Annotated in this window: 15 protein-coding genes and 1 tRNA gene; 12 read left to right on the top strand and 4 right to left on the bottom strand. The window is 68.4% G+C overall.

The window, feature by feature from the left end:
• Positions 1-83: 83 nt before the first annotated feature.
• A complete protein-coding gene (locus ACFRCG_RS05150) occupies positions 84-1220 on the bottom strand; it encodes a phosphotransferase family protein (RefSeq protein ID WP_380028937.1) in 1137 nt (378 codons plus the stop codon).
• Between the two features lie 281 nt (positions 1221-1501).
• Between ACFRCG_RS05150 and ACFRCG_RS05145 the strand changes: the two genes are divergently transcribed.
• The 8 genes from ACFRCG_RS05145 to ACFRCG_RS05110 all read left to right on the top strand — a co-directional run bounded on the left by ACFRCG_RS05145 (position 1502) and on the right by ACFRCG_RS05110 (position 14370).
• Entirely contained in the window at positions 1502-2314 is an 813-nt protein-coding gene (locus ACFRCG_RS05145; RefSeq protein ID WP_380028935.1) for a phosphatase PAP2 family protein, read from the top strand.
• Positions 2315-2600: 286 nt separating this feature from the next.
• Positions 2601-3266, top strand: coding sequence for an HAD family hydrolase (locus ACFRCG_RS05140; RefSeq protein ID WP_380028934.1), 666 nt, complete (start codon positions 2601-2603; stop codon positions 3264-3266).
• Between the two features lie 990 nt (positions 3267-4256).
• Complete coding sequence (locus tag ACFRCG_RS05135; protein WP_380028932.1) at positions 4257-4949, top strand: Abi family protein; 693 nt, start codon at positions 4257-4259, stop codon at positions 4947-4949.
• Between the two features lie 40 nt (positions 4950-4989).
• Positions 4990-7149: an N-6 DNA methylase gene (locus ACFRCG_RS05130; RefSeq protein WP_380028930.1), complete on the top strand. Its 2160-nt coding sequence runs from the start codon at positions 4990-4992 to the stop codon at positions 7147-7149.
• 60 nt (positions 7150-7209) lie between these two features.
• Positions 7210-8823: a type I restriction-modification system subunit M gene (locus ACFRCG_RS05125; RefSeq protein WP_380028928.1), complete on the top strand. Its 1614-nt coding sequence runs from the start codon at positions 7210-7212 to the stop codon at positions 8821-8823.
• A complete protein-coding gene (locus tag ACFRCG_RS05120; RefSeq protein WP_380028926.1) occupies positions 8823-10124 on the top strand; it encodes a restriction endonuclease subunit S in 1302 nt (433 codons plus the stop codon). The genes ACFRCG_RS05125 and ACFRCG_RS05120 overlap by 1 nt, the downstream gene beginning before the upstream one ends.
• Positions 10121-13378 carry a type I restriction endonuclease subunit R gene (locus tag ACFRCG_RS05115; RefSeq protein WP_380028923.1) on the top strand — a complete coding sequence of 1086 codons (3258 nt, stop codon included), beginning with the start codon at positions 10121-10123 and terminating at the stop codon, positions 13376-13378. Before ACFRCG_RS05120 ends, ACFRCG_RS05115 begins: the two co-directional genes overlap by 4 nt.
• Positions 13379-14199: 821 nt before the next feature.
• Entirely contained in the window at positions 14200-14370 is a 171-nt protein-coding gene (locus tag ACFRCG_RS05110; protein WP_380028921.1) for a hypothetical protein, read from the top strand.
• A gap of 242 nt (positions 14371-14612) precedes the next feature.
• Here the strand turns inward: ACFRCG_RS05110 and ACFRCG_RS05105 are convergent.
• Positions 14613-14686 (bottom strand) — tRNA-Lys (locus ACFRCG_RS05105).
• 256 nt (positions 14687-14942) lie between these two features.
• On the opposite strand from ACFRCG_RS05105, the gene ACFRCG_RS05100 reads away from it, so the two are divergent.
• The 4 genes from ACFRCG_RS05100 (at position 14943) to ACFRCG_RS05085 (ending at position 20978) form a co-directional block, all read left to right on the top strand.
• Complete coding sequence (locus ACFRCG_RS05100) at positions 14943-16856, top strand: hypothetical protein (protein ID WP_380028919.1); 1914 nt, start codon at positions 14943-14945, stop codon at positions 16854-16856.
• 74 nt (positions 16857-16930) lie between these two features.
• Positions 16931-18097 carry a hypothetical protein gene (locus tag ACFRCG_RS05095; protein ID WP_380028918.1) on the top strand — a complete coding sequence of 389 codons (1167 nt, stop codon included), beginning with the start codon at positions 16931-16933 and terminating at the stop codon, positions 18095-18097.
• Positions 18094-19638 (top strand): hypothetical protein, encoded by a 1545-nt coding sequence (locus ACFRCG_RS05090; protein WP_380028916.1) that lies wholly within the window; start codon positions 18094-18096, stop codon positions 19636-19638. Before ACFRCG_RS05095 ends, ACFRCG_RS05090 begins: the two co-directional genes overlap by 4 nt.
• Positions 19629-20978 (top strand): helicase, encoded by a 1350-nt coding sequence (locus ACFRCG_RS05085; RefSeq protein ID WP_380028914.1) that lies wholly within the window; start codon positions 19629-19631, stop codon positions 20976-20978. The genes ACFRCG_RS05090 and ACFRCG_RS05085 overlap by 10 nt, the downstream gene beginning before the upstream one ends.
• A gap of 87 nt (positions 20979-21065) precedes the next feature.
• Here ACFRCG_RS05085 and ACFRCG_RS05080 read toward each other — a convergent pair whose 3' ends face one another.
• Positions 21066-21401 carry a hypothetical protein gene (locus ACFRCG_RS05080; RefSeq protein ID WP_380028913.1) on the bottom strand — a complete coding sequence of 112 codons (336 nt, stop codon included), beginning with the start codon at positions 21399-21401 and terminating at the stop codon, positions 21066-21068.
• Positions 21402-21885: 484 nt separating this feature from the next.
• Entirely contained in the window at positions 21886-22335 is a 450-nt protein-coding gene (locus ACFRCG_RS05075) for a hypothetical protein (protein ID WP_380002809.1), read from the bottom strand.
• Between the last annotated feature and the right edge of the window lie 220 nt (positions 22336-22555).

The following is a 22555-nucleotide window of genomic DNA, read 5'->3' as shown; positions in this document are numbered from 1 at the left end:
GGGATCTTGTCCGAGCGCACACCCGCCGGGCCGGTGGAGCGCGCCCGCCGCGGGACGGGCGCGCGAGTGGTGGTGACGGGGCGTCAGTTGTCTTCCGCGCGCTCCCAGTACGTGCCGGCCAGCATCGCCTCGATCAACCCCCGGTGCAGCACCGTCTCGTCGAGGTCGGCCGGCTGCTCGCGCTCGCCGAAGTGCCACTGGCGGTGCGCGATGCGGGCCATCACCGCGCCGTGCCGCACCGCCGCGTACATCTCGAAGTAGCGCATGTCACGCGGCGTGTGGCCGGTCAGCTTCTCGTACCGCGCGCACACGTCCTCGGTGCGCATGAAGTCGGGCAGGCCGGGCAGTCCGTAGCGGGTGGCGATGTCCTGGAAGAACGCGTGGATGAAGATCATCCAGGCCAGGTCCAGCTCGCGCGGACCGACCGCGGCCATCTCCCAGTCCAGGACCGCGGTCGGCACGAAGTCCACGTACAGGATGTTGCCGATCCGGGCGTCGCCCCAGCTGATCACGTCCGGGCCGACCTCGGCCGGGAAGTTGTCCTCCAGCCATTGGAAGGCTCGATCCAGGAGCGGCACCCGCTGCCCCTCGATGCCCCACTCGTAGAACGCGCGCAGGTCGTCCAGGTGCCGGCGCAGCGCGATCTCGCCGGCGCCGTCGTACTGGAGGAACGCGATCTCCTCGGGCGTGGTCTCGATCCCGTGTATCGCGGCCACCACGGCCACCGACTCCTCCTGGAGCCGGCGGCGCTGCTCGGGCGTGGCCGCGAGCATCCAGCCGTCGATCGTGTACGGCATCACGTCGGGCGGCGCGGCGCCCTCGGCCCGGCGCATCACGAAGAACGGGGCGCCGAGCGGCCCCTCGTCCGGCTCGTTCCAGAGCAGCGCGGGCACCGGGATCGAGCAGCGTTCGGCGACCAGCGTCATCACCGCGAACTGCTTGTCCATGTCGTAGCTGGGGAAGACCGGCTTGGCGTCCATCGCCGGCCGCATCCGCACCACGCAGCGTTCGGTGCGGCGCTCGCCGTCCTCGGTCCACGTCGCGTCGAACAGCAGCGTCTCGCTCGACATCCCGTTGCCCGACGGGGCGCGCAGTTCGGAGACCTCCGGTTCGGCCCCCTCCGGCAGTCGCCCGGCCAGCCAGACCAGCAGTTGATCGTGCACCGTCGCCAGGTCCCGCGTGCTGGTCTGCGGACGGGTGACCTCGTCGGAGTCGGCCACGACAACCTCCGGTATCCACGTCGCGAGCTGCGACCGGCGGTGCCGAACGTCCCTGCCGACGCCCGGTCCCCGCCCTGTCGGCGGCGTCCGCCCGACAGAAAAGTGAAACACGTTCTATCATGTGTGACACGTGTCATCAATGGCCGCGCGTGCCGATCCGGCGCGTCAGAGGGCGGCCCCGAGCCCGTGGCGCGGCGGGCACCGGCCCCCGTCCGCGAGCGCCGGCCGGGCTCCGCCGACGCGGTGCCGTACCGCACCGGAGCGTGTTGCAAACTGGGTGGATGTCGTCAACCCCCGCCAAGGTCCGCCTGCGTCCGCGCTGGTGGACCGAGTTGCTGCTGATCGCGGTGCTGTACGAGGTGTACTCGCTGAGCCGGCTCGTGGTCCGCGGCGACGCCGAGGCCGCGGTGCGCAACGCCGAGCGAATACTGCATGTGGAGTCGCTGAGCCACCTGGACCCCGAGCGCATGCTCAACCAGGTCGTCTCCAACCACGTGTTCATCGGCGTGGTCTGCGACTACGCGTACGCCACGCTGCACTACGTGGTGACGCCGCTGGTCCTGGTCTGGTTGTGGCGCGCGCGCCCCGAGCGGTACCGGGGCGCGCGCACCACGCTGGCCGTGGCGACGGTGGTGTCGCTGGCCGGTTTCATGCTCTTCCCGACCGCGCCGCCGCGAATGATCGAGGGCTTCACCGACACCATGGCGCACTTCGCGTCCTGGGGCTGGTGGGGCGGCGGGGCCAGTGCGCCGCGCGGCATGGAGCACATGACCAACGAGTACGCGGCAATGCCGTCGCTGCACGTGGGCTGGGCGGCGTGGTGCGGGTGGCAGGTGTGGCGGCACGGGCGCGGCCGGGTGGTGCGCGGGCTGGCGGTGCTCTACCCCTTGTTCGTGATCGTGGTGGTGCTCGGCACCGGGAACCACTACCTCGCCGACGTGGTCGCGGGCCTGGGCGTGATGGGTCTGGGCGCGCTGGCCTCGCCGTGGGTGGTGCGCGGGCTCGACCGGTTGCGGGGTGGGGTGGCGATGCGCCAGGCCGGGTCGAATTCCGCTGTCGCGGCGATCGATTCCGGCCACAAAGACGCCGCCTGACGCCATCGTCAGGTAACGGACAAAACGATTTCGGTCGAGATCTGCCGGATCCGACCTCGGAACGACGCCGGGCCTGCGGACAGGCGGTACCTTCTGGATGGCCCCACGCCCGAGCACACGGCAAGGATTCCGCCATCGGGCGCACGCCGATCGGACAAGTCGCCACAGCGGCGGACGAATCCGATCGGGCTCGGCCTGACAGGCCCATTTCTCGCCTGGCGGACGACGGGGTTCGACGCACGGGCACAGGACACGGGGCCGGCAGGCGACGACAGCGGGAGCGGTAATGCGGATCAGCGCCGTGGTGTTCGACGTGGGCGAGACCCTGGTCGACGAATCGCGCGAATACGGCACGTGGGCCGACTGGCTCGGGGTGCCCCGACATACCTTCGCGGCCACCTTCGGGGTGGTGATCGCGCAGGGCCTCGACTATCGCGAGGTGTTCCAGCGCTTTCGGCCCGGCTTCGACCTGACCGTCGAGCGGGCCGCGCGCGCCGAGGCGGGCTTTCCCGAGTGGTTCGGCGAGGAGGACCTCTACAACGACACCCGCCCCTGCCTCAAGGCGCTGCGCGACCAGCGCCTGTGGCTGGGCGTGGTCGGCAACCAGACGGTGAACGCCGGCATCATCCTGCGCGGCCTGGAACTGGGCGTGGACCTGCTCGCCACCTCCGACGACTGGGGCATCGGCAAACCCGAGCCGGCCTTCTTCGAACGCCTGGTCGCCGAGTGCCCGTGCCCGGCCGAGGAGATCCTGTACGTCGGCGACCGCCTGGACAACGACGTACGCCCGGCCCACCGGGCGGGCCTGCGCACCGCCCACATCCGCCGGGGCCCCTGGGGCTACCTGATCGCCGACGACCCGGAACTGGTCGCGGTAGCCGACTTGCGCCTGCAATCCCTCGACGAACTCCCCACAGCCATAGCCCGAATCAACAACACAACAGAGCAATAACCCGAGCACGGGGAGCGACCGCCGGGAGTGGTTGAACACCTTGGGGTCCACGCCGCCCGCAGGGCCGACCTGAACCTCTGGCGATCGGCTGCTCCGCGAGTTCGCGAGCATTCGGGGCGATGCGGCGCACGCCCGGCTGGGCCTAGGCGCGGGCGCCGTGGACCGATCCACGACCGCGTGGCGATCATCATTTGCGGCGGCTCGCTGGTCCTCAGCCCCGACGGAACATCAGCCGACCCTCCCGGCCTGCGCGGAATCCGATTCCACAGCGGGTCGCACGAAGGGACTTGCATGCCATCTCCGCCGTGCTGCGGCCCCGTCCACGAGATCACACGGCCCCGGGTGGCACCGACAGGCGAAAACGACCAGGGGCGCTCTTCCGGTGGGAAGAACACCTTTGCCACATAACCACCTTGCGGTGCGCCGCCAGGGACTCGAACCCGGACCCACTGATTAAAAGCGGCCTGCGTAAGCCAGGTTCGCCAAGGCTCTGGGGCGATTCGACACGACTCATCCGGCCCCGGGGATCCACCTGCACCCAGCGACGCGAACGTTGTCGGACCACTCCCGAATGATGGCTCCAGCACGCTCCCAGCCCGACCGCCAAGGCTGGCGGCTGTTCCCTGAGGGAGGCAGTGGCGACGCGGTCGTCATGTTTTCGGCTTCCCGAGTCAGCAGTGAGCGCGCCGAAGAACGGTGCATTTTCATGACCTGGATATCTTTGGTCACGTCACTGAGAAGGGGGCTTCTCAGGCCAAGTTTGCTCTTGGAGTTGACGTGTGTGCGGGGGGGGCCGCTAGCCTTCTCATAGTTGGTGGCCATCTAGATGGCCCAGATACAGCTATGCCCTCGAGTCCGCCTGATTTGCGCGGGCGGATTCGAGGGCCACAGCCAGGCACCGCCAAGGGCTGTATGCGAAGCAGTGACAGTGATCCAAGGCTTACTCGATAGACCCTAGCACGGGGGGGTCACAGGTGAAACGGACGTGTGATGGCGCGGGGTGCACGCGAGACGAGCGAGGCCGATCGGGTTGTTGAGGCCATATCTCCGGAAAGGTTCAAGCCCTTCCTGCACAAGTGTGGCGGCGACTACACCCGCGCACTGCGACTGTATGCCTGGGACGCTGAGGTGGCGCGAGCGCTGCACAGCCCACTGCGTGATCTCGAAGTGAGCTTGCGCAACCTGGTGCATCGCCAGCTCGTGGGGCGCCACGGCCAGGAGGCTTGGTGGGACGTGTCAAAGGCCCGGCCAAACTACAAGGGGCTGGACATGTTGGATCGGGCGCAGCAGATCCTGGAGAGCAGGCACCCCAGCCGTTCCTTTGGCCCGTGCGACATCGTGGCACAGCTGCCATTCGGTTTCTGGGTGAGCCTGTTCGGCTCGGCTGGCGACTACGAATTGCGCTACTGGAAGTCCTCGCTTCGCTACCTGTTCAGCCAGCCCCACGGTGGCCGGGGCGCCCTGTACAGGCAGCTTCAGTACATGCTTACGCTGCGTAATCGCATCGCCCATCACGAACGCATCTTCCAGCGCCATCTCGAGCAGGACCTGGAGACGGTGCTGACCCTGTTGGGTCATGTCTCTCCGGATATGGCGGCCAGGCACGCGGAGTACGGACAGGTTTCCGAGGTGCTGGCCCGAAAGGCAGGGGTTCTCTCTGGAAAGGAACCCATTCGGTTGTAGAGCGACGGAAGGTCGAACGCATGCGGGAACGGGAGACGGAATGACGACGCAGGCGCCCGCGAAGATTCTGGTCTCGCTTGGAGAGATCAAGGAACTGGCCGCGGTCGGACGGCCGACGGTCAGCAACTGGCGCCGCCGGTTCGGGAAGGAAGCGCTCGACGCTGTGGATGACCGGCGCCTCCCCTTCCCTGATCCGGCGGGTGGCACTGTCAGTAAGCCACTGTTCGACGCTGCGCAAGTGGCGATGTGGCTCGATCACCGCATCATCCCGGATCTGTCCGCCGACGATGACGCCGCTGTGGTGACGTACGGCGACCGATTCCGCCGTGGGCTCCGGTTGCGCGGCCTGGTGGCATTGCGCCATGTAGTGGGTTCCGCAGAGCGACTCATGGTCGATGCGCTTGCTGTGTGCGCCATGTTGGGGGAAGGCAGCAACTGGCGTCCCGAGTTGCTACCAGCGGGGCTTCTGGAGGACGCGGCGCACGCTGATCCTCAAGTGGAGAGCGCCGTTCGGGACTTGGCTGACGAACTCGGCTCCTCTGGGGCGGCGGCGGACACCGTGCTACACCTCGCCGAGCGCCTGGAATCTGACCTTGTCATGGATTTCACGCCCCCAGCCATTACCCGACTGATCGGCGAACTCGCCGGCCCGGTGGAAGCGGGTCCCGGCCAGCCAACCATCATCAATCTCTGTGCGGGCATCGGTGAGGTCTTGTTTGCTCTGAATAGCATCAGTTCGAGAGGCGAAATCGTCGCCGTCGAACCCGATCCGTTGCGCCGCAAGATCCTGCTGTACCGGCTCTTCGCCCACTTCTGCTCGCCGGTAGACATCTGCGAACACTCTGCAGAACTGGACTCCCTGCGTCCCTGGGAGCAGCAGGAGACCCAGCCCGAAGAGTCGCCGCCGTGGGGATTCCCCCGCGCCGATCTTGTCGTAGCGGATCCGCCTTACGCATCCAGTGAGCGTGAGCGCGACGAAGGCGGTCCGCTCGCTTGGGCTCTCGAGGCTGCACATCGCCTGGAACCCGGCGGCCGCGGATTCGTTGTCGTGCCTTCATGGACCCTTACCCGTCCGCGCGTCACGGCGGCAACGCCAACGGTGCGAATTCGCGAGGAACTGCTGCGTCGGGGTGTGGTGAGCGCCATTGTGCAGCTGCCGCGCCGGATCCATAGGTTCCGAACGGGTGCCGAGCACGCGTTGCTAGTCCTGCGCAATGACGCTGAGCCTGTGGGTGGTAGCACTGTGCTGCTTGTTGACGCTGATCGCATCGCCCGTCGTGTCGGCTCCGAGTGGCAGATGTACGTTGCCGAACTGCTGCGGAACGGTCACGCACCTGTAGCGGAAGAGGCTGGCTCTTTTCCCGTGATGGCCACTGGGCCGCGAGCCGAAGCTCTTCTCGACGGCCGCTCGGTGCTGCCAGTGCACCGCCTCGCCTCGGTGGAGGAGGGGCTTGACCACTTCGCGGCGACGCTGGACGCCCGGCGCGCCGCATCGGTCGCGCTGCCGCAGCTGAAGGAGTGGATAGGGCACCTTGGCGTCGGCAAGCGGAGCGAGCCGGTCCTTCATCGCAAGATTGATGAGCACATCAGAGCTGGGCAGCTGCGTCTGCTGTCTGGGCTCCGCATTCGCGAGGCGGACATCGGTGATGCCGGGCTGATAGTCGTCGGCCGGGAGGAGATGCTTGGTGCCCTGCCGCTCGGGCAGCGCCGGATTGCTCCGGAGGACCTCGCGCACTATCCGCAGGCGATGATCACCGAACGTGGTGATGTCTTCCTGCATACCGAACACGGCGTGCGTACGAGGGTGGACGACGCTGGCGGCTGTGTCCTGCTGGCTCCGGTGCGGGGGGTCAGGATTCCCGCCTACCGGGAGTACCTGGCGGGCCCCAAAGCTAAGCGCCTCGTGCGTTCGGACAGCCTGTGGATGCGTCCGCAACCACTGGCACATCTCCTTGCCGCTCCACGCAACCAACAGCGAGGAAGCGGATCGCTGGTGCGCAGGGTGAGCGTCCGGGAAATGGACCTCCCCCTGCTACGGCCCGAAGAGATCGAGGAACTGGAGGTTATTCTCCACGAGACCGACCGCCATCGAGAGGAAGTGCGAAGGCAGTTGGATGCCCTGGACGCCCTCGCTCGCCGAGTGGCGGCGGGTGTCGCGGACGGGGAGTTGGCGCTGCGCCGCAAACCCCACGGCACTTAGAGACCTCTCGCAGAACACGCGAGATCCTGCACGACGCGCAAACGAGAGAAGTGAGGCACCGTGCCGCCACGGAAGAAGAAGCAGGCCGAGCCCGAGGACATGAAAACGATCCTCTGGGCCTCGGCGGACAAGCTCCGAGGCAGTCTTGACGCTGCCGCATACAAGCACTTCGTGCTCGGTCTTGTGTTCCTCAAGTACGTCTCCGCAGCCATGGCCGAGAAGCGCGCCCAGCTGGAGACCGAGTTGAGGGAGGAAGGCGGCTGGAGCGAAGCCGACATGCTTACGACGCTGGAAGAGCGCCGTGAGTACACCGGTGCCGGGATCTTCTACGTGCCGCCGACTGCGCGATGGGAGACTATTCTGGAGCGGGCTGTGGGTACGGTTGACGGTGCGAGCCTAGGCGAGACGATCGACGCGGCGATGCGCGCGGTCGAAAGCTATAACCCCGCCCTGAACCGGACCCTGCCGAAGATCTACGCCAGCGGACGCGTGGATGGCGAGCGCCTTGCCGGACTGGTCAAACTGATGGACCGGCTCGTTTTCCAGGAGCAGCTCGGCGACGACGGTCGCCGCAAGGGCGCGCGGGACATCATGGGCGAGGTGTACGAGTACTTCCTCGGGGAGTTCGCCCTCCAAGAGGGCCGCAAGGGTGGGGAGTACTTCACTCCGGAGAGCGTTGTGCAGCTGCTCGTGGAGGTCCTTGAGCCCAGGCAAGGCGAGCGTGTCTATGACCCGGCGTGCGGGTCCGGCGGCATGTTCGTCCAAGCGGAGAAGTTCATCGAATCGCATGGTGGAAATCCACTGAATGTTTCTGTCTATGGACAGGAACTCAACCAGACGACTTGGCAGTTGGCTCATATGAACCTCGCCATTCACGGCGTCGAGGCCAATCTGGGTGAGGAACCCGCCGACACCTTCCGTAACGATCAGCATCCGGGGCTGAAGGCGGATGTCGTAATGGCCAATCCGCCGTTCAATGTCTCCGACTGGGGCGGCGAACTCCTCGGAATGGATCGCCGCTGGACGTACGGGACTCCGCCTGTCGGCAACGCCAACTACGCCTGGCTTCAGCACATGATCAGCAAGCTCGCCCCGGGCGGACGTGCCGGTGTCGTCCTTGCTAACGGCTCAATGAGCAGCAAGCAGTCGGGTGAAGGTGAGATCCGCAGAGCAATGGTTCAAGATGACATCGTAGCCTGCATGATTGCGCTCCCCGGACAACTTTTCCGATCTACGCAGATTCCGGCCTGCCTTTGGTTCCTCGCCGAAGGCAAAGGTCGCCACTCAAGTTGGGCGCCGGATCGCAAGGGTGAAGTGCTCTTTATCGATGCCCGCGATTTCGGCGCAATGGAGAACCGCACACTTCGCAAGCTGACTTCGGTCGAGATCGTCGACCGCATCGGTGACACGATTCGCGCGTGGCGGGGTGTGGCGGGGTACGGGCCGTACGAGGATGCGCCAGGCTTCGCTGTAAGTGCGTCGCTGGACAGCATTGCCGAGCACGACTTCGCGCTTACGCCGGGGCGGTATGTGGGGACAGCGGAGGCCGAGGTTGACCCCGACGCCGAGCCCGTGGAGGCAAAAATTGCCCGCCTGACGGCCCTACTGCGAGAGCAGTTTGATGAGTCGGAGCGCCTAGCGAAGCTTGTGGGCGAGCAACTGGGGAGGCTGTGATGGAAGACTGGCCCAAGTCCCGCTTCGATGAACTGGCTTCCTTGACTCGATGGGCTTTTTCTATTGGCCCATTTGGCTCAAAGGTAACTACGCGAGACTATCGATCGGAAGGTGTTCCTTTTGTTCGTGGCGTGAACCTTGCTCGCGGGATCTTTCTCGATGAAGATTTTGTTTTCATTTCCCCCTCGCTGGCTAATGAAGTCGAGTCCGCCGTTGTTTTCCCGGGAGATCTGGTATTCACCCGCAAGGGCACCGTTGGTCAGGTTTCAATGATTCCGCGCTCTGCGCGGTATGAGCGGTACGTGATCTCCGGAAGTCAGGTTAAAGCGACGCTGGATGAGTCGCGCGCCGTTCCCGAGTTCTATTACTACTGGTTTACCTCGCCGCAGGGACAGCGTAGCATTTTGGAGCACGCTGTAACGACAGGCGTGCCCAGCTTGGCCAATTCTTTGGCCAGTATCCGCAGCCTCATTGTCCCGAGGCCCACGCTTTGCGAGCAAAAGGCCATTGTCGAAGTTCTCAGTGCTCTCGACGACAAGATCACGCTAAACAATCGGATGGCCGAAACCACCCGGAAGATGTGTCGGGCTGTGATGGTAGATCTTTGGGCCAGGGGGAAGGTGACGTCGCTGGTACGAAGTGAGCCGTTTGCGGACGATGGCTGGCGGCGGACAACGCTCGGCGCCTTGTGCGCGAGCGGTGGGGGCTCCGTCCAAACGGGGCCATTCGGCAGCCAACTTCATGCATCTGACTACGTGGATACCGGCATTCCAAGCGTGATGCCTCAGAATATTGGCGACAACCTCATTTCTGAGGACGGGATTGCCCGGATCACAGATGAGGATGCTCAGAGGCTATCAAAATATCTGCTGGCAGAAGGCGACATCGTATACTCACGTCGAGGTGATGTGAAGCGCAGAGCGCTCGTGCGGAAGAACGAATCGGGCTGGCTTTGTGGAACCGGATGTCTACGTGTCCGGGTTGGCACGTCCACAGATCCGCTCTTTTTTAGCTATTATCTTGGCGAGCCAGAAATTCAGAACTGGATCGGACAACGCGCCGTCGGTGCGACGATGCCAAATCTAAATACAGCGATTTTGGGGCAAGTCCCCGTAATCCTTCCGCCCGACAACGAGATGGTACGGATGGGCAAGCGACTGTCGGGGCTCGACGCGCTAGCTGCGCACACTCAGTACGAGAACCGCACTCTCGGCGACCTTCGAGACAGCCTCCTTCCGCGACTTCTCTCCGGCAAGGTGCGCGTCAACGATGCCTTCCGCGCAGTCGAGGATGCCGTATGACCACGGAATCCGGGCACCCTGGCCCTCCTGTGCCACGCGACCTCTTCGGCGAGCCACCCCTAGATCTGCTGACCGAACAGGAGTTGGAGCTGTACGTCCTCGAGCTGCTCGGGGAGTACGGATGGGAACACGTGGCGGGGCGTGAGTTGGGGCCTGCCCATGGGGTTCGGCGGGACTGGAAGGACATGGTTCTGCGGCCACGCCTGCTCAGGGCGATTCGGGCCCGTTCCGAGTACCGTGAGCTGCCCGAGCACGTTGCCGAGGATGCCGTTACCGAGTTGCTGCGCTGGCAGACGCGCAACGACCTTCGGGAGAATCATCGCTTCTACGAACGGCTGACAACCAACCCGGTCAGCATTCCCTACGACGACCCGACGACCGGCGAGGAGCGGCACGCACGGATCCGTCCCATCGACTTCCTGGATCCACACGGAAACGACCTCGTCGCTGCCTCACAGGTCCGGGTCCAAAGCGCCAAGAACCGTGTCTTCGTGTTCGACATCGTGCTGTACGTCAACGGCCTCCCGCTTGCCGTCCTCGAGCTGAAGAAGGCCGACAGCAACGACAGCGCTCGTACCGCCTTCGACCAGATCCAGGGCTACCGGCGGGAGCTGAGGGAGACCGGCGCCTTCCACACGATGCTGCTTGCACTCGCCTCAGACGGCATAACCGCTCGCGTTGGCACCCCATTCACGTCCTGGCAGCACATGGCCCCCTGGCATGTCGATGACCATGGTGTATTGCTCCGCAAGGATGAGCGCCAGGATGGTAGGGCACTGGAGCGCATGCTGTACGGCGCGTTCGAGCCCGCTCGCTTCCTCGATCTGATAGCCAACTTCCTGTCGTACTCGGCGGGGAAGACCGGCTCCGTCGACACGGTGAAGCTCGCCAAGGCCCACCAGTACCTGGCGGTCAACGCAGCTGTAAGAGCCACCGAATCAGCGGTCGCAACCGACGGCAGAGCGGGTGTCGTCTGGCACACTCAGGGCGCCGGCAAGAGTGAGGAGATGCTCTTCTATGTCGGTAAGGCGGCGCGTACCCCGGAGCTATCCAACCCGACGTTCGTGCTGCTCACGGACCGGATCGACCTTGATAGCCAGCTGTACGCGACGTTCGCCTCGAGTCGCACCCTCGAGAAGATCACGGGCCCGCCGGAGAAGGTCCCGGACGCAGGACAGTTGCGCCGGCTGCTGGACAGCCCAGCGAGCAATGGTGGAGTCGTGTTCACGACGCTCCAGAAGTTCCGCCTCAGTGAGGAGGAACGGAAGGCGGGCGTGCGTCATCCGCTGATTTCTCCGCGACGTGACGTGATCGTCGTGGTCGACGAGGCTCACCGCAGTCACTACGACTTCATCGACGGCTTTGCCCGCAACCTCCGTGATGCCCTACCCAACGCGACATTCATTGCCTTCACTGGAACGCCCATCAACAAGACATTGGGCGTCTTCGGCGCGAACATCCATACATACGACCTGACGCAGGCCGTTGACGACGGCGCCACCGTGCCCGTCTTTTACGAACCGCACCTTGTCCGCGTGGACCTGCCCCCGGGCGCCGACCTGGAAGACCTGGACGCCCGCGCTGAAGGGCTAGTAGAGGGCCTGTCAGAGGAGGAGAAGCGCAAGGCCCGCCAACAGTTCGGCAGGCTTGAGGACCTGATCGGTGCCCCCCAGCGAATCGACGAGGTTGCCGGCGCGCTGCTTGAGCACTGGGAGGCGCGGAGCCGGGAAATGACCAAACTGACTGGCCACTGTGGCAAAGGCATGGTCGTCTGTGCGTCCCGTGCAGTTGCCGCCCGACTTTTCGAGGCGGTGATCCGGCGACGTCCTGCGTGGGCCGGAGACCGTGACCCCGACAGTGGACTGCTAACTGATGACACCGGGCGTATCCGGGTCGTCTTCACCGGCAATGCAGCCAGGGACACCGCCGAGGTTGCTGACTACGTGCGCACACCAGCACAGCTCAAGAAGATCCAGGAAAGGGTGGTGGACGAAAGTGACCCCCTTGAATTGATCATTGTCCAGTCGCTCTGGCTCACCGGGTTCGACGCCCCTCCACTTCATACCCTGTACCTCGACAGGCGGATGCATGGCGCTGCCCTGATGCAGGCCATCGCGCGCGTCAACCGCACTTGGCCCGGCAAGCCGTCTGGTCTGGTCGTGGACTTCCGAGGAGTGGTTCAAGAGATCAAAGAGGCCCTGGCCGAGTACTCCAAGCCGGACCGCGAGCATCCTATGCTTGGCGCAGACCTGTACGAGGCCGTCAAACTCGTGCGCGAAAACCACCAGCGCGTCGACGAATTGCTCCATGGCTGCCCATGGCGGCGTATCCGCGACATGGGCGGGCCTACCTCCTACCGCGAGGCGCTAACCGGGGTACTGGAGTTCCTGATCACGCCCGAACCGAGCCTCCCACCGGGGCAGGCCACGCGCAGCCAACGGTTCATGTTCTACGCGGGGCGCCTGGCAGAGGCATTCTCGCTTTGCCCCACGGACGAGCGGGTGCAGGACCTGCTGCCCGACCTCCGCTTCATCGAGACTGTGCGCACTTCCCGCAGGAAGTACGCAATGGACGAAAAGGCAGAGCAGGGACTCGCTACGGCGGCTGATGTCCGCCTGCTGATCGCTCAGCTCAATGCGTCGGTCGTCACGACCGACGGTGTGGTGGACATCTATGATGCGGCCGGACTGACTAAGCCTGACCTGTCGCATCTGGACGACCGGATGCTTCGCGACCTCCAGAACAGCAAGCATCCAAATCTCGCGATTGAAGCGCTGCGACGTGCTTTGTTGAAGGAGGTCAAGGACGTCCACGGTGGAAACCTCACCCGCCAGGAGACTTTCACCAAAAAAATGCAGGCTGCCATGAACCGTTACACCAACGGAATACTCACGGCAGCCGAGTTCATGAAATTCCTTGTTGAACTAGCGAAAGAAGTATCCGCTGACCGCGGCCGGGCGAAACACCTGGGTATCACGGAGAAGGAACTCGCCTTTTACGACGCCCTGGCGGCCGACCCGTCGGCCGCCGAACAGATGGAGGACGCACTGCTGGCGAAGATCGCACACGAGCTGTACGAGCAGATCCGCAAGGACGTCACGGTTGACTGGAAGGTTAAGGAGCAAGCACGTGACCGGATCATGGCTCGGGTGCTCAGGCTCCTGCGCAAGTACGGCTATCCGCCAGACAGGCAGCCAGCGGCGATCGAGCGTGTGCTGAAGCAGGCAGAGGACATGGCCGACACGCTTGCCTGACTGGGCCCCAAGAGCGAGAGGCCTGATTGCCGCCGGACCTCTGGTGCGGCGTCAGTTGGCCTTCGCGTTGGTCAGATGGGACCTCGTCCGAGCGGGAGGAACTTGCCCGGCTGCGGCGGGAGAACCTCCGCCCGCGGCAGAACTGGAGGTTCTCAAGCGGGCCACGGCTTTCTTCGCGCAGGAGACCCCGATGACGGTCCACCCGTTCATCGAGGCGGAGAACAGCGCAGGTCACAGCGTCAAACGCGCCTGTGAACTCCTCCAGCTCTCCCGAGTCGCCTACTACCACCGCCGCACCCTTGCCGCACCATCCGCGACGCGGAGCTCACCGAGCAGATCACCCCAGTCCACGCCTCTTCGCGCGGCAGCTACGGCGCGCCGCGCTTCCATGCGGTCCTGGTCGGCGCCCGGGTCGGCGCCGCCGCGTCGCCCGATTGATGCGCCAGGCCGGACTGGGGGCCGACATCGCAGATGCGGGCGGTGCATCACCGTCCCGGAGCCGAACACCGCCCTGAGCATGTGGTGGGCCGATGTCGAGGGGGTCGGCGCGTCGGTCGCCGGGCCGACAGCAGGCGCGGCGCGGGGGGTCGGGGCTGACGTCCCATTGCCGTACTGCCGCTGGCGTGACGGGCGGGGACCGGGGCGCTGTCGGCCGTAAAGGCGAGGCGGCCGATGTCGTCGCCGGCATGCTAACCGGGCGTACGGACGAGCTGACTTCTCTATCTGCGAGCGGGCGTTTGGGGCCGTTGACGATCGGTGCGGACGTGGGTTCACAGTCTGTGGACGCCGCGGGGCCATCGCATGTGCGGCTGGGGCGGCCGATGGACTTCAGCACACGACTCGGCCCCGATGCCGAGCCAGGCTGGGAACTGGTCGCGGACCTCGACAGGTCTGGTCGTGCGTACGTCCGGAAGGACGGCGTCCTGGTGGGTCGGGTCGAGCGCTACGACGACTCGACCGGCGGGCACGCGGCTGGCGCGGCGTCCGAATAGCCCGGAGTGGGGGCCGACGCGGGTTGGATCGGACCAGGACCTGGCCGCGGCGACGGTCGTTCCTGCCTCATGCGTGTGCGGAGCGGCGAAGCGCCCGGCTGGCATCGGGGCGATGGAGGGCGCCGGGTTGAGCGCTCAAGGGAGGGCGCGCGGCGCTCACATCACGCTCCCACCACAAGGTCAAAAACGCCTTGGGCGTTCTCGATTCATCGAGAACGCCCTCATCGTGTACCGCTTGCCTGTGCGCCGCCAGGGACTCGAACCCCGGACCCGCTGATTAAGAGTCAGCTGCTCTAACCAACTGAGCTAGCGGCGCTTGCGTTGCGTGGGAAACATTAGCAGGGGTCGGCGGTGATCGAAAATCGACACCCGGAGACCGGGCTCGACCGTGTCCGGGGGCGCGCGGGGAGCGTATCGAGGGCGCACAAGGCCCCTCGAAGGACTTCTTTGAGGACACGGGGAGGACGCCGCTTTCCGGACATCCGCAAAGAGGTCCCCCGGCCCCTCTCACGGCGGGTACCGTCGGCATCACAGCCTGCACAGCACACCGCACGCGTTAACCGGGAGGGCCGATGGCCATGCGGCAGGGGGCCGGTCCTTCGTCCGGGAATGTCCGGCTCAAGGCCCTGCGGCACTCGCATGGCTGGGTTTCCCAGCAACAATTGGCCGACGCGTTCGAGAAGAAGGCGCTCGAATGCGGCCTCCGCCTCGGGGTCAGTGTGCGGCAGGTGCGCCGGTGGGAAAGCGCCGAGCCGCCCTGGCCGACCCCCGATTATCAGCAGGTCCTGCAGGCTTTGTTCGAGCGGCCGCTGACCGATCTCGGGTTCACCCCGCCGTGGCAGGCGGAGCTGACGGCGGAGTACGGCGAGGGCTATGCCGACGGCTACCCCGAGTCGCAGCCCGTGCTCGAGCAACCGGCGCCGCCGGGCCTGCCCGCGCCCGCCCGCGAAGCCGGGTGGGCCGCGGAGCTTTCGGAGCCGACCGGCTACGGCGAGGCCCGGGTGCGTCGACAACCGCCCCCACCCGGCGGCAGCCCGCTCGGGGGGGCGATGGCGCTGCCCGCCCGCACCGCGCCCCCGTCGCCACCCGGCCGCACACCGCCCCCGCCCGGCCGCCACGTGCCGCCGCCGCGATCCGGCCCGGTGCCGCCGCCGGGGCCGGTACCGCCCCCCGGCCTCGCGCCCCCACCCGGCCCGGTGCCTCCGCCCGGCCTCGCGCCGCCACCCGGCCCGGTGCCCCAGCCCGGCCTCGGGCCCATCCCGGCCCAGGCGCCGCCGTTCGGGGACGGCCCCACCGTGGTCGACGGCCGGCGGCTGGAGGGCGACCGGCCCCGCGACCTGCCGGTCCGGCCACCGCTGCGCGTGATCGGCCCCCGCTCCGTCGAGCCGCCGAGCCGGTCCCTGGAGATCGCCACCCCCGCCGTGCTGCGCCAACTCCTGCGCGACACCCCCGACCCGGGCCCGCTGGCCGTGCCGATGCACTCGCGGGCCGGCCAGCTGACCGTGGTCGGCGCCGACCAGTACGCGATGCTCACCCGGACCTACCGGCAGATGTACTGGGTCGCCCCCGCCGCCATCGCCTACCCCTCGGTGATCGCCCACGTGCGCCTGGGCACCCAGCTACTCGCCGCCCCCGGCCCGGCCCGGGCCCGGCGGATCCTGGGCGCCTCGCTCGCCGAGACCGCGATGCTGGCCGGCCGGATGGCCTTCTTCGACCTGGACCGCCCGCACGACGCGCAGGACCACTACCTGGTCGCCTACCGGGCCGCCAACGAGGCGGACGACACCCTCCTCGCCGCCGCCGTACTCGCGCACACCGCCTTCATCCCCGCCTTCGACGCCGCCCCCACGGCCGCGGCGGACATCCTCGACTTCGCCCGCAAGACGGCTACGCGCGATGCGCCGACGGTGATGCGCGCCTGGTTCGACGCGGTGCAGTCCGAGTTCGAGTCGCTGCGCGGCACCCCCGAGCGCGGGCTGCACCTGCTCGACCGGGCCGAGGACCTGCTGTGCCACCCCGACAACACCCCCACCCCGCCCTGGCTCGACTTCTTCGACGCCTCCCGGCTGTGGGGCTTTCGCGGCAAGGCCGAACTCACCGCGCGCCGCATGGACCAGGCCCAGGGCTCGCTCAACGACGCATTGCAGAACCTGCCGCCCAACGGCGACAAGCAGCGCGCGGTGATGTACGCCGACCTCGCCGAGGCGGCCTTCCAGGCGGGCGAGGTGGACGAGGCGTGCGGCCGGCTGTTCCAGTCCATCGACATGTTGCGGATGCACTGGTATTCGATGGGCATGGACCGGGTCCGGGAAACCCGCAAACAGCTGGAGCCGTACAAGAGTTCGGTCGCGGTGCGGCAACTCGACGAGGCGCTGGCGTCGTTCTCCGAACTCGCGCCCACCGACGAGACCGGCTTCGTGGCCCTGCCCTCGGCCGAGGAACAGCGCGACGAGCGGCGCGGTCGTCGGCGCGGCGATCCGCGCTGAGTTCCGCCTGTCGGTCACATGGTCCACACTGACCCGGGACCGGACGGTTCGACGACGAAAGCCGTACACGAGACATGCGCACGACGGGTACGACCGGCGCTATCGCCGGCAGGCTGGAGCAGTTGCGCGGCGAACTGCCCACCCGCAATCACAACGCCCGCACGGTGGCCGCCCTCGCGGCCAACCCGGGATGCGCCCGCCGCGGCGTGTTGGACGCGGCCGGCATCGAGAAGACCGTACTGGCCGAACGCCTCGGCTTCCCCGCCCGCTACGGCCGCTCCCCGTTCGCCATCGGGCGCGGCAACGTGTTCGAGGCCCGGGTCAAGGCCGACGACGGGCGGGAGTTGCGCCGCCTCCTCGCCGAGGTCCTGGGCGCCGACCCCGACGACGGCGCGCTGGTCGACGTGGACGGTCCCACGGGTCCCGCCGGCCCCACGGGTTCCACCGGCCGACCCGGCCGACCCGGCCGTGAGGAACGGGTCGCCCGCACCCGCGAGGCGCTCCTGCGCGCGGCGAGCGGCGACCCGGACGCCTGCGCGATCCTGGACCACCCGCTGCTCCCCCTCGACGTGGCCGGCCGGCGCGCCTACCTGGAACCCGACGCGATGGCCTGCCGGGTGGCCGGCCGACTGCACGTGGTGGAGATCAAGTCCTTCGCGATCATCGACGGCTCCGCCGACCCGGGCAAGCTGGCCTCCGCCACCCGACAGGCGGCGGTATACGTACACGCCCTGCGCGGGCTCGCCGAGGAACTGGGCCTGGACCCCGAGTCGGTGTCCACCGACATCGTGCTGGTGTGCGCCCAGGACTTCGCCAACCGCCCGATCGCCGTGGTGCTCGACGTACGTCGCGAACTGGCCACCACCCGGCGGAGGTTGGCCCGGCTGTCCGGGGTCGAGGAACTGTTCGCCGAACTCCCCGAGGGGCTGACCTTCGACGTCGCCGAGGAGCGGGTCGGCGCGGCCGTCGCCCGAGTGCCCGCCGCCTACCTGCCCGACTGCCTGTCCGCCTGCGAACTCGCCCTGTTCTGCCGGGACGAGGCCCGAGGCTGCGGCACCGGCGGCGGCGTGGGCACGCTGGGCACCTCGGTACGCGGCGCGCTCGGCGGCATCGACGACATCGGCACCGCGCTGGCGCTCGCCGACGGCACCCGCGCTCCCGAGCCCGGCCAGGAGGACGTGGCCCGGCTGCTCCGCCGCGCCCAGGCGCTGCGGCACGAGGCGCTGGGCGGTGTCGGGTGAGCACGATCGCCGCGCTGGGCCGGTTGCGCGCCGCGGCGACCGGGCACGCGCAGCCGGCGGCGACGGTGCGCCATCGGCACCTGTCCGCGCGTCCGGTGGTACTGGTGCCGTATGTGCTCGCGGGCGAGGCGTTCGCGCCGCTCGCCGCACTGGTCGGCACCGACCGCGACCGGCCGCGCCTGCTCGCCGTACCGCAACCGCGCGACCGCGACCGCCGGTTCGCGCACGCGGCCGAGCTGGCCGGGCAACTGCTGCCCTACCTGAGCGCGTTCGCCGCCGAGACGGAGACCATCGAGCGCCGCGGCGACGATCCCTACGAGCGCAGCCTGGACGCGCCGCAGGTGCTGGTACCCACCACGGGCGGGATCGAGTACCTGCGCCTGCTCGGCCGCTCCACCCGATTCCGGCGCACCGACGGCGAGTTCGCGGTGCCGGCCGGGGTGCCGCTGCTCGGCCGGTGGAGTACCTGGCTCGCGGATCGGGCCGGTGTGCCCGGATCGAGCGTGCTGCTCGCGATGACCGACCTGCTCACCCAGGCGTGGGCGACCGGGCAGAGCGCGATGGAGGACGGCGACCTGGCCTCGCTGCTGGCCTGGATCGACCCGCCCGCCGGTCGGCGCGGGGACGAGGCCGCGCGGGAGGCGGAGGGTGGTCCGACGGCGGGCCCGGCGACCGATCCGGCGTTCGACGAACGGCTCGTGCCGCTGATCACCGCGTTCGACGAGGCGGTGGCCGCCCAGCGGGAGTCGGACGAGGACGAGGACGCTCGCGAGCGCGAGCGGCGGGCCGAGCAGGCGATCCGGGACGCGCTGTCCGCCGAGTTGATGCCCACCTGGGACCGTATGTGGCGCGGCGTGGACCTGCTCGCCGCTCTGCCGGCGGGTGCCTCGGTGGCCGGGCGCTGGGAGGCCGACCGGGCCTCGTACAGCTTCTTCGCCACCGACCTGGCCGACCCCGAGTCGCGTCCGCAGCCCAGGGTGCCCGGCGCGATCTCGGCCGCCGCGCAACTCGCGGGCCGGGAACGGGCCCAGGCCCGGCTCGACGCCGAACAGGTGCGCGACGACCCGCTGTTGATGGCCGCCGTGCGGTTGGCGGGCGAGGCCTTCCGGGGCGAGCTGATCGCGGTGGACGCGGAGCGCATGGTCACCGAACCGGGCAAGAAGACCGCCCGTCCCCGGCCGCTGCTCGTCTTTCGCACCGAGGACGAGCCGCTGTTCGGGCCCGGTATCGAACTCGCCTGCGTGGAGCGCCCCGACGCGAAGGCCCGGGTGCTGGCCAACGAACCCGGCCGGATGGAACTGGAGTTGTTCGGCGGCATGGGCGGCGGCAAGGCGCCCAAGCCGGGCAGCGTGCCCGAGCGGGGCGAGGTGTTGTGCTGGACCTCGCTGATCGCCGAGTTCCGGCGCAGCCCCGAATGGCCCGCCGTCGAGGACACCCCCTGGACGCACGGCGGCCCGCCGCCCGAGCCGGAATCGGAGCCGGGCTCGGAGACCGCGACCGGATCCGAGCCGGACGACGACGCGTTGGAGGAGTGGTCGTGACGACCGCGCACACCCGAGCCCCGCAGGGCGACCCGGCCGCGCTCGCCGCCGCCGCGACCGCCGCGGTGCTCGCCGACCTCGGCTCGGGGACGCATCGCGGCGTCGTGGTCGACTCGCCGCCCGGCGCGGGCAAGTCCACCCTGGTGGTGCGCGCCGCCGGCGAACTGGCCACCTCCGGCGAGCGGTTGATGATCGTCGCGCAGACCAACAACCAGGTCGACGACCTGCTGGTCCGGCTCGCCGAGGAGCACCCGCGGCTGGCCGTGGGCCGGTTGTCCGCCACCGGCTACCGGCTGCCGCCCGCCCTGGTGGGCACCTCGGTGTCCAACGCGGAGAAGGCCGAGGCGCTGGACGCCTGCGCGGTGGTGGTTGCCACGGCCGCCAAGTGGGCGCTGGTCCAGGACCGGCGCTGGCCCTGGGCGATCGTGGACGAGGCGTACCAGATGCGCTCCGACGCGCTGCTCCTGGTGGCGCGGCTGTTCGACCGGGCGCTGTTCGTGGGCGATCCCGGCCAACTCGACCCGTTCGCCACCGTGGACACCTCGCGCTGGCACAGCCTGAGCTACGACCCGTCGCAGAGCGCGGTGGTGGTGCTCCGCCGGCACAACCCGGACCTGCCGGTGCACCGGCTGCCGGTGTCCTGGCGACTGCCCGCGAGCGCGGCGCCGCTGGTGTCGGACGCGTTCTATCCGTTCACCCCGTTCCGCTCCGGGACCGGTCCCGGCGAGCGTTCGTTGCGCTTCGAGGCGGCGCGGGAGCACGACGCGTACGACACCGTGGTCGACGTCGCGGCCGGGTCCGGGTGGGGGCTGCTGGAGTTGCCCGCGCGGTTCACCGGGGCGGCGGACGAGGAGGCGGTGCGGGCGGTGGCCACGCTGGCCGCGCGGCTGCTCGCGCGCGGCGGGACGGCGGTCGGCGAGCGTACCCCCGACGGGGTGCCGCTGGACGCGTCCCGGATCGCGATCGGGGTCAGCCATCGTGAGCAGCGGGCCCGGGTCGAGTCGGCGCTGCGCGACCTCGGCGCGACGGAGATCGTGGTGGACACCGCGAACCGGCTCCAGGGCCGCGAGTTCGACGTGACCGTGGTGCTGCATCCGCTCTCCGGGCGGCGCGACGCGACCGAGTTCCACCTGGAGACGGGTCGGCTGTGCGTACTGGCCTCCCGGCATCGGCACGCGTGCCTGGTGGTCGCTCGGGCGGGGATCCCCGAACTGCTCGACGCGCACCCGACCGCGAACCCGGTGCACCTCGGCGTGCCGGTGTCGTTCCCGGACGGGTGGGAGGCCAACCAGGCGGTGCTGGCCGAACTCGGCAGGCATCGGGTGCCGCTGACGCCCTGAGCACGGGTACGGCTCTCGCGACGTGCGGGTCCGCACCGCCCGCGCGAGCGCCGGCCGCCCCCTCCGGCCGGCGTCCCCGACCGTGCGCTACTCGCCGCGCTCCAGCAGCAGCCGTCGGCCGTGCTCGATCATCTTCGCCGTGTATTCCTCGCCCCACCCCGCGCGCGCCGCGACCTGAGCCGTCGTCAGATGGTCGAACCGATTCGGGTCCGCCATCCGCGCCGCGGCCATCGCCTGGTAGTCCGCCGCCCGGTCGGCCGCCGCCCGGAACGCCTCGGCCAGGTCGGTCGAACGGGTCAGCACCTCCTGGGGATCGGTCAGATCGTCCAGGTCGAAGAAGCGTTCGTCGGGCGGCTCGGGGACCGAGGGCTCGAACAACAGCGGCACAGGCCGCATGCGGGGCTTGCGCGACTCGGACGGCATGCGCGGATTCCTTCCGACAGGGCAGACGTGCTGACGACGAAAACGGACGGGGGGAAGCAGCGGGAAACAGCCGATTCGAGAAGATCGGCAAGGTCCCGTGCCCTAGCCATTGTCGCCAACCGGGCGCCATGCGAAAGACCCTTGCCCGAAAGAGGGACGCCTGTCCGGGCGGCGCCCGGATAAACCCCGAATCGGGCGGCGCCGGCGCCCGATTTCGGGGCTTGGTCCGGCTTCGACCGGGGTTGGCTCCGGCCTGTGTCCGGCCGCGGAGCGGCTTCGGCGCGGCGTGGGCGCGGGTTCGGAGCGGCTTCGGTCCCGCCTCGGACCGCCCCGGGCCGGACCCGATCCGGGACCACGCACGGACGCGCCCCCCGGCCGAGGGGCCGAGGGGCGCGTCGCGTCTTGCAGATACCGGTCGGGTCGAGCAGGTATTGGGGGAGCCGCTCGTGATGTCAGGTCTCCGACCGGTACGTCCTGGGCGACCTCAGATCGCCTGCTGGTGGCGCTCTGCGAGCGCGCGGGCCGCCTCGGCGATCGCCGCGCGCACGTGCCGCAGCGTGGTCAGGCGGTTGTCGGGCGTGGGCGGCACCAGCCAGACCAGCGGGCCGTCGTTCTGCTCCGGCGGCGGCGGGAAGGTGATCCACGCCCCGCGTCCGTGGTGGCGCGGGCCGAGCCGGCGCTCGCGCGGACGCATCGGCATCACGGCGGTCGGCGGTACGAGGAATCCGATCCGGCGGTAGCGGCGGTCGAAGATGACCGGTCCGACCGGCACGCGGTGTGCGTGCAGGGTCTCCAGGGCCGCCCGACCGAGCCGGTCCTCCACCTCGATCACGTCGAACGTCTCGCCGGCGGCGACCAGGCGAGGTGCGTACGGGTTCCGAAGCGCGTCCTGCGGCAGCGCTGCCAGCGTCGTCCGGTTCACGTCGGCGTCCATCGGTGAGGCGGTCCTCTCGTTTCGTCATGGAAGTCATGGAAACGGATTCGTCCCCGGGGGCCGGGAGGTCCTCGAAGCGTCCTCTGTGTCCTGCACGTGCCAAAGGCGTCCGAGTCGTGCGTCGTCCGCCCTGCCCTTAGATGCAACCAGGCCGGCACACGGTGTGACGAGGCCCGCGGTGGGACTCCTGAAGGACGCGCTGAGGACTCTTGCCGCCCTA

The sequence above is a fragment of the Embleya sp. NPDC056575 genome (assembly GCF_042793325.1).
Lineage (GTDB): Bacteria > Actinomycetota > Actinomycetes > Streptomycetales > Streptomycetaceae > Embleya.
Note: the sequence above shows the minus strand (reverse complement) of the source record. Positions and strands in the feature narration are given on the sequence as shown.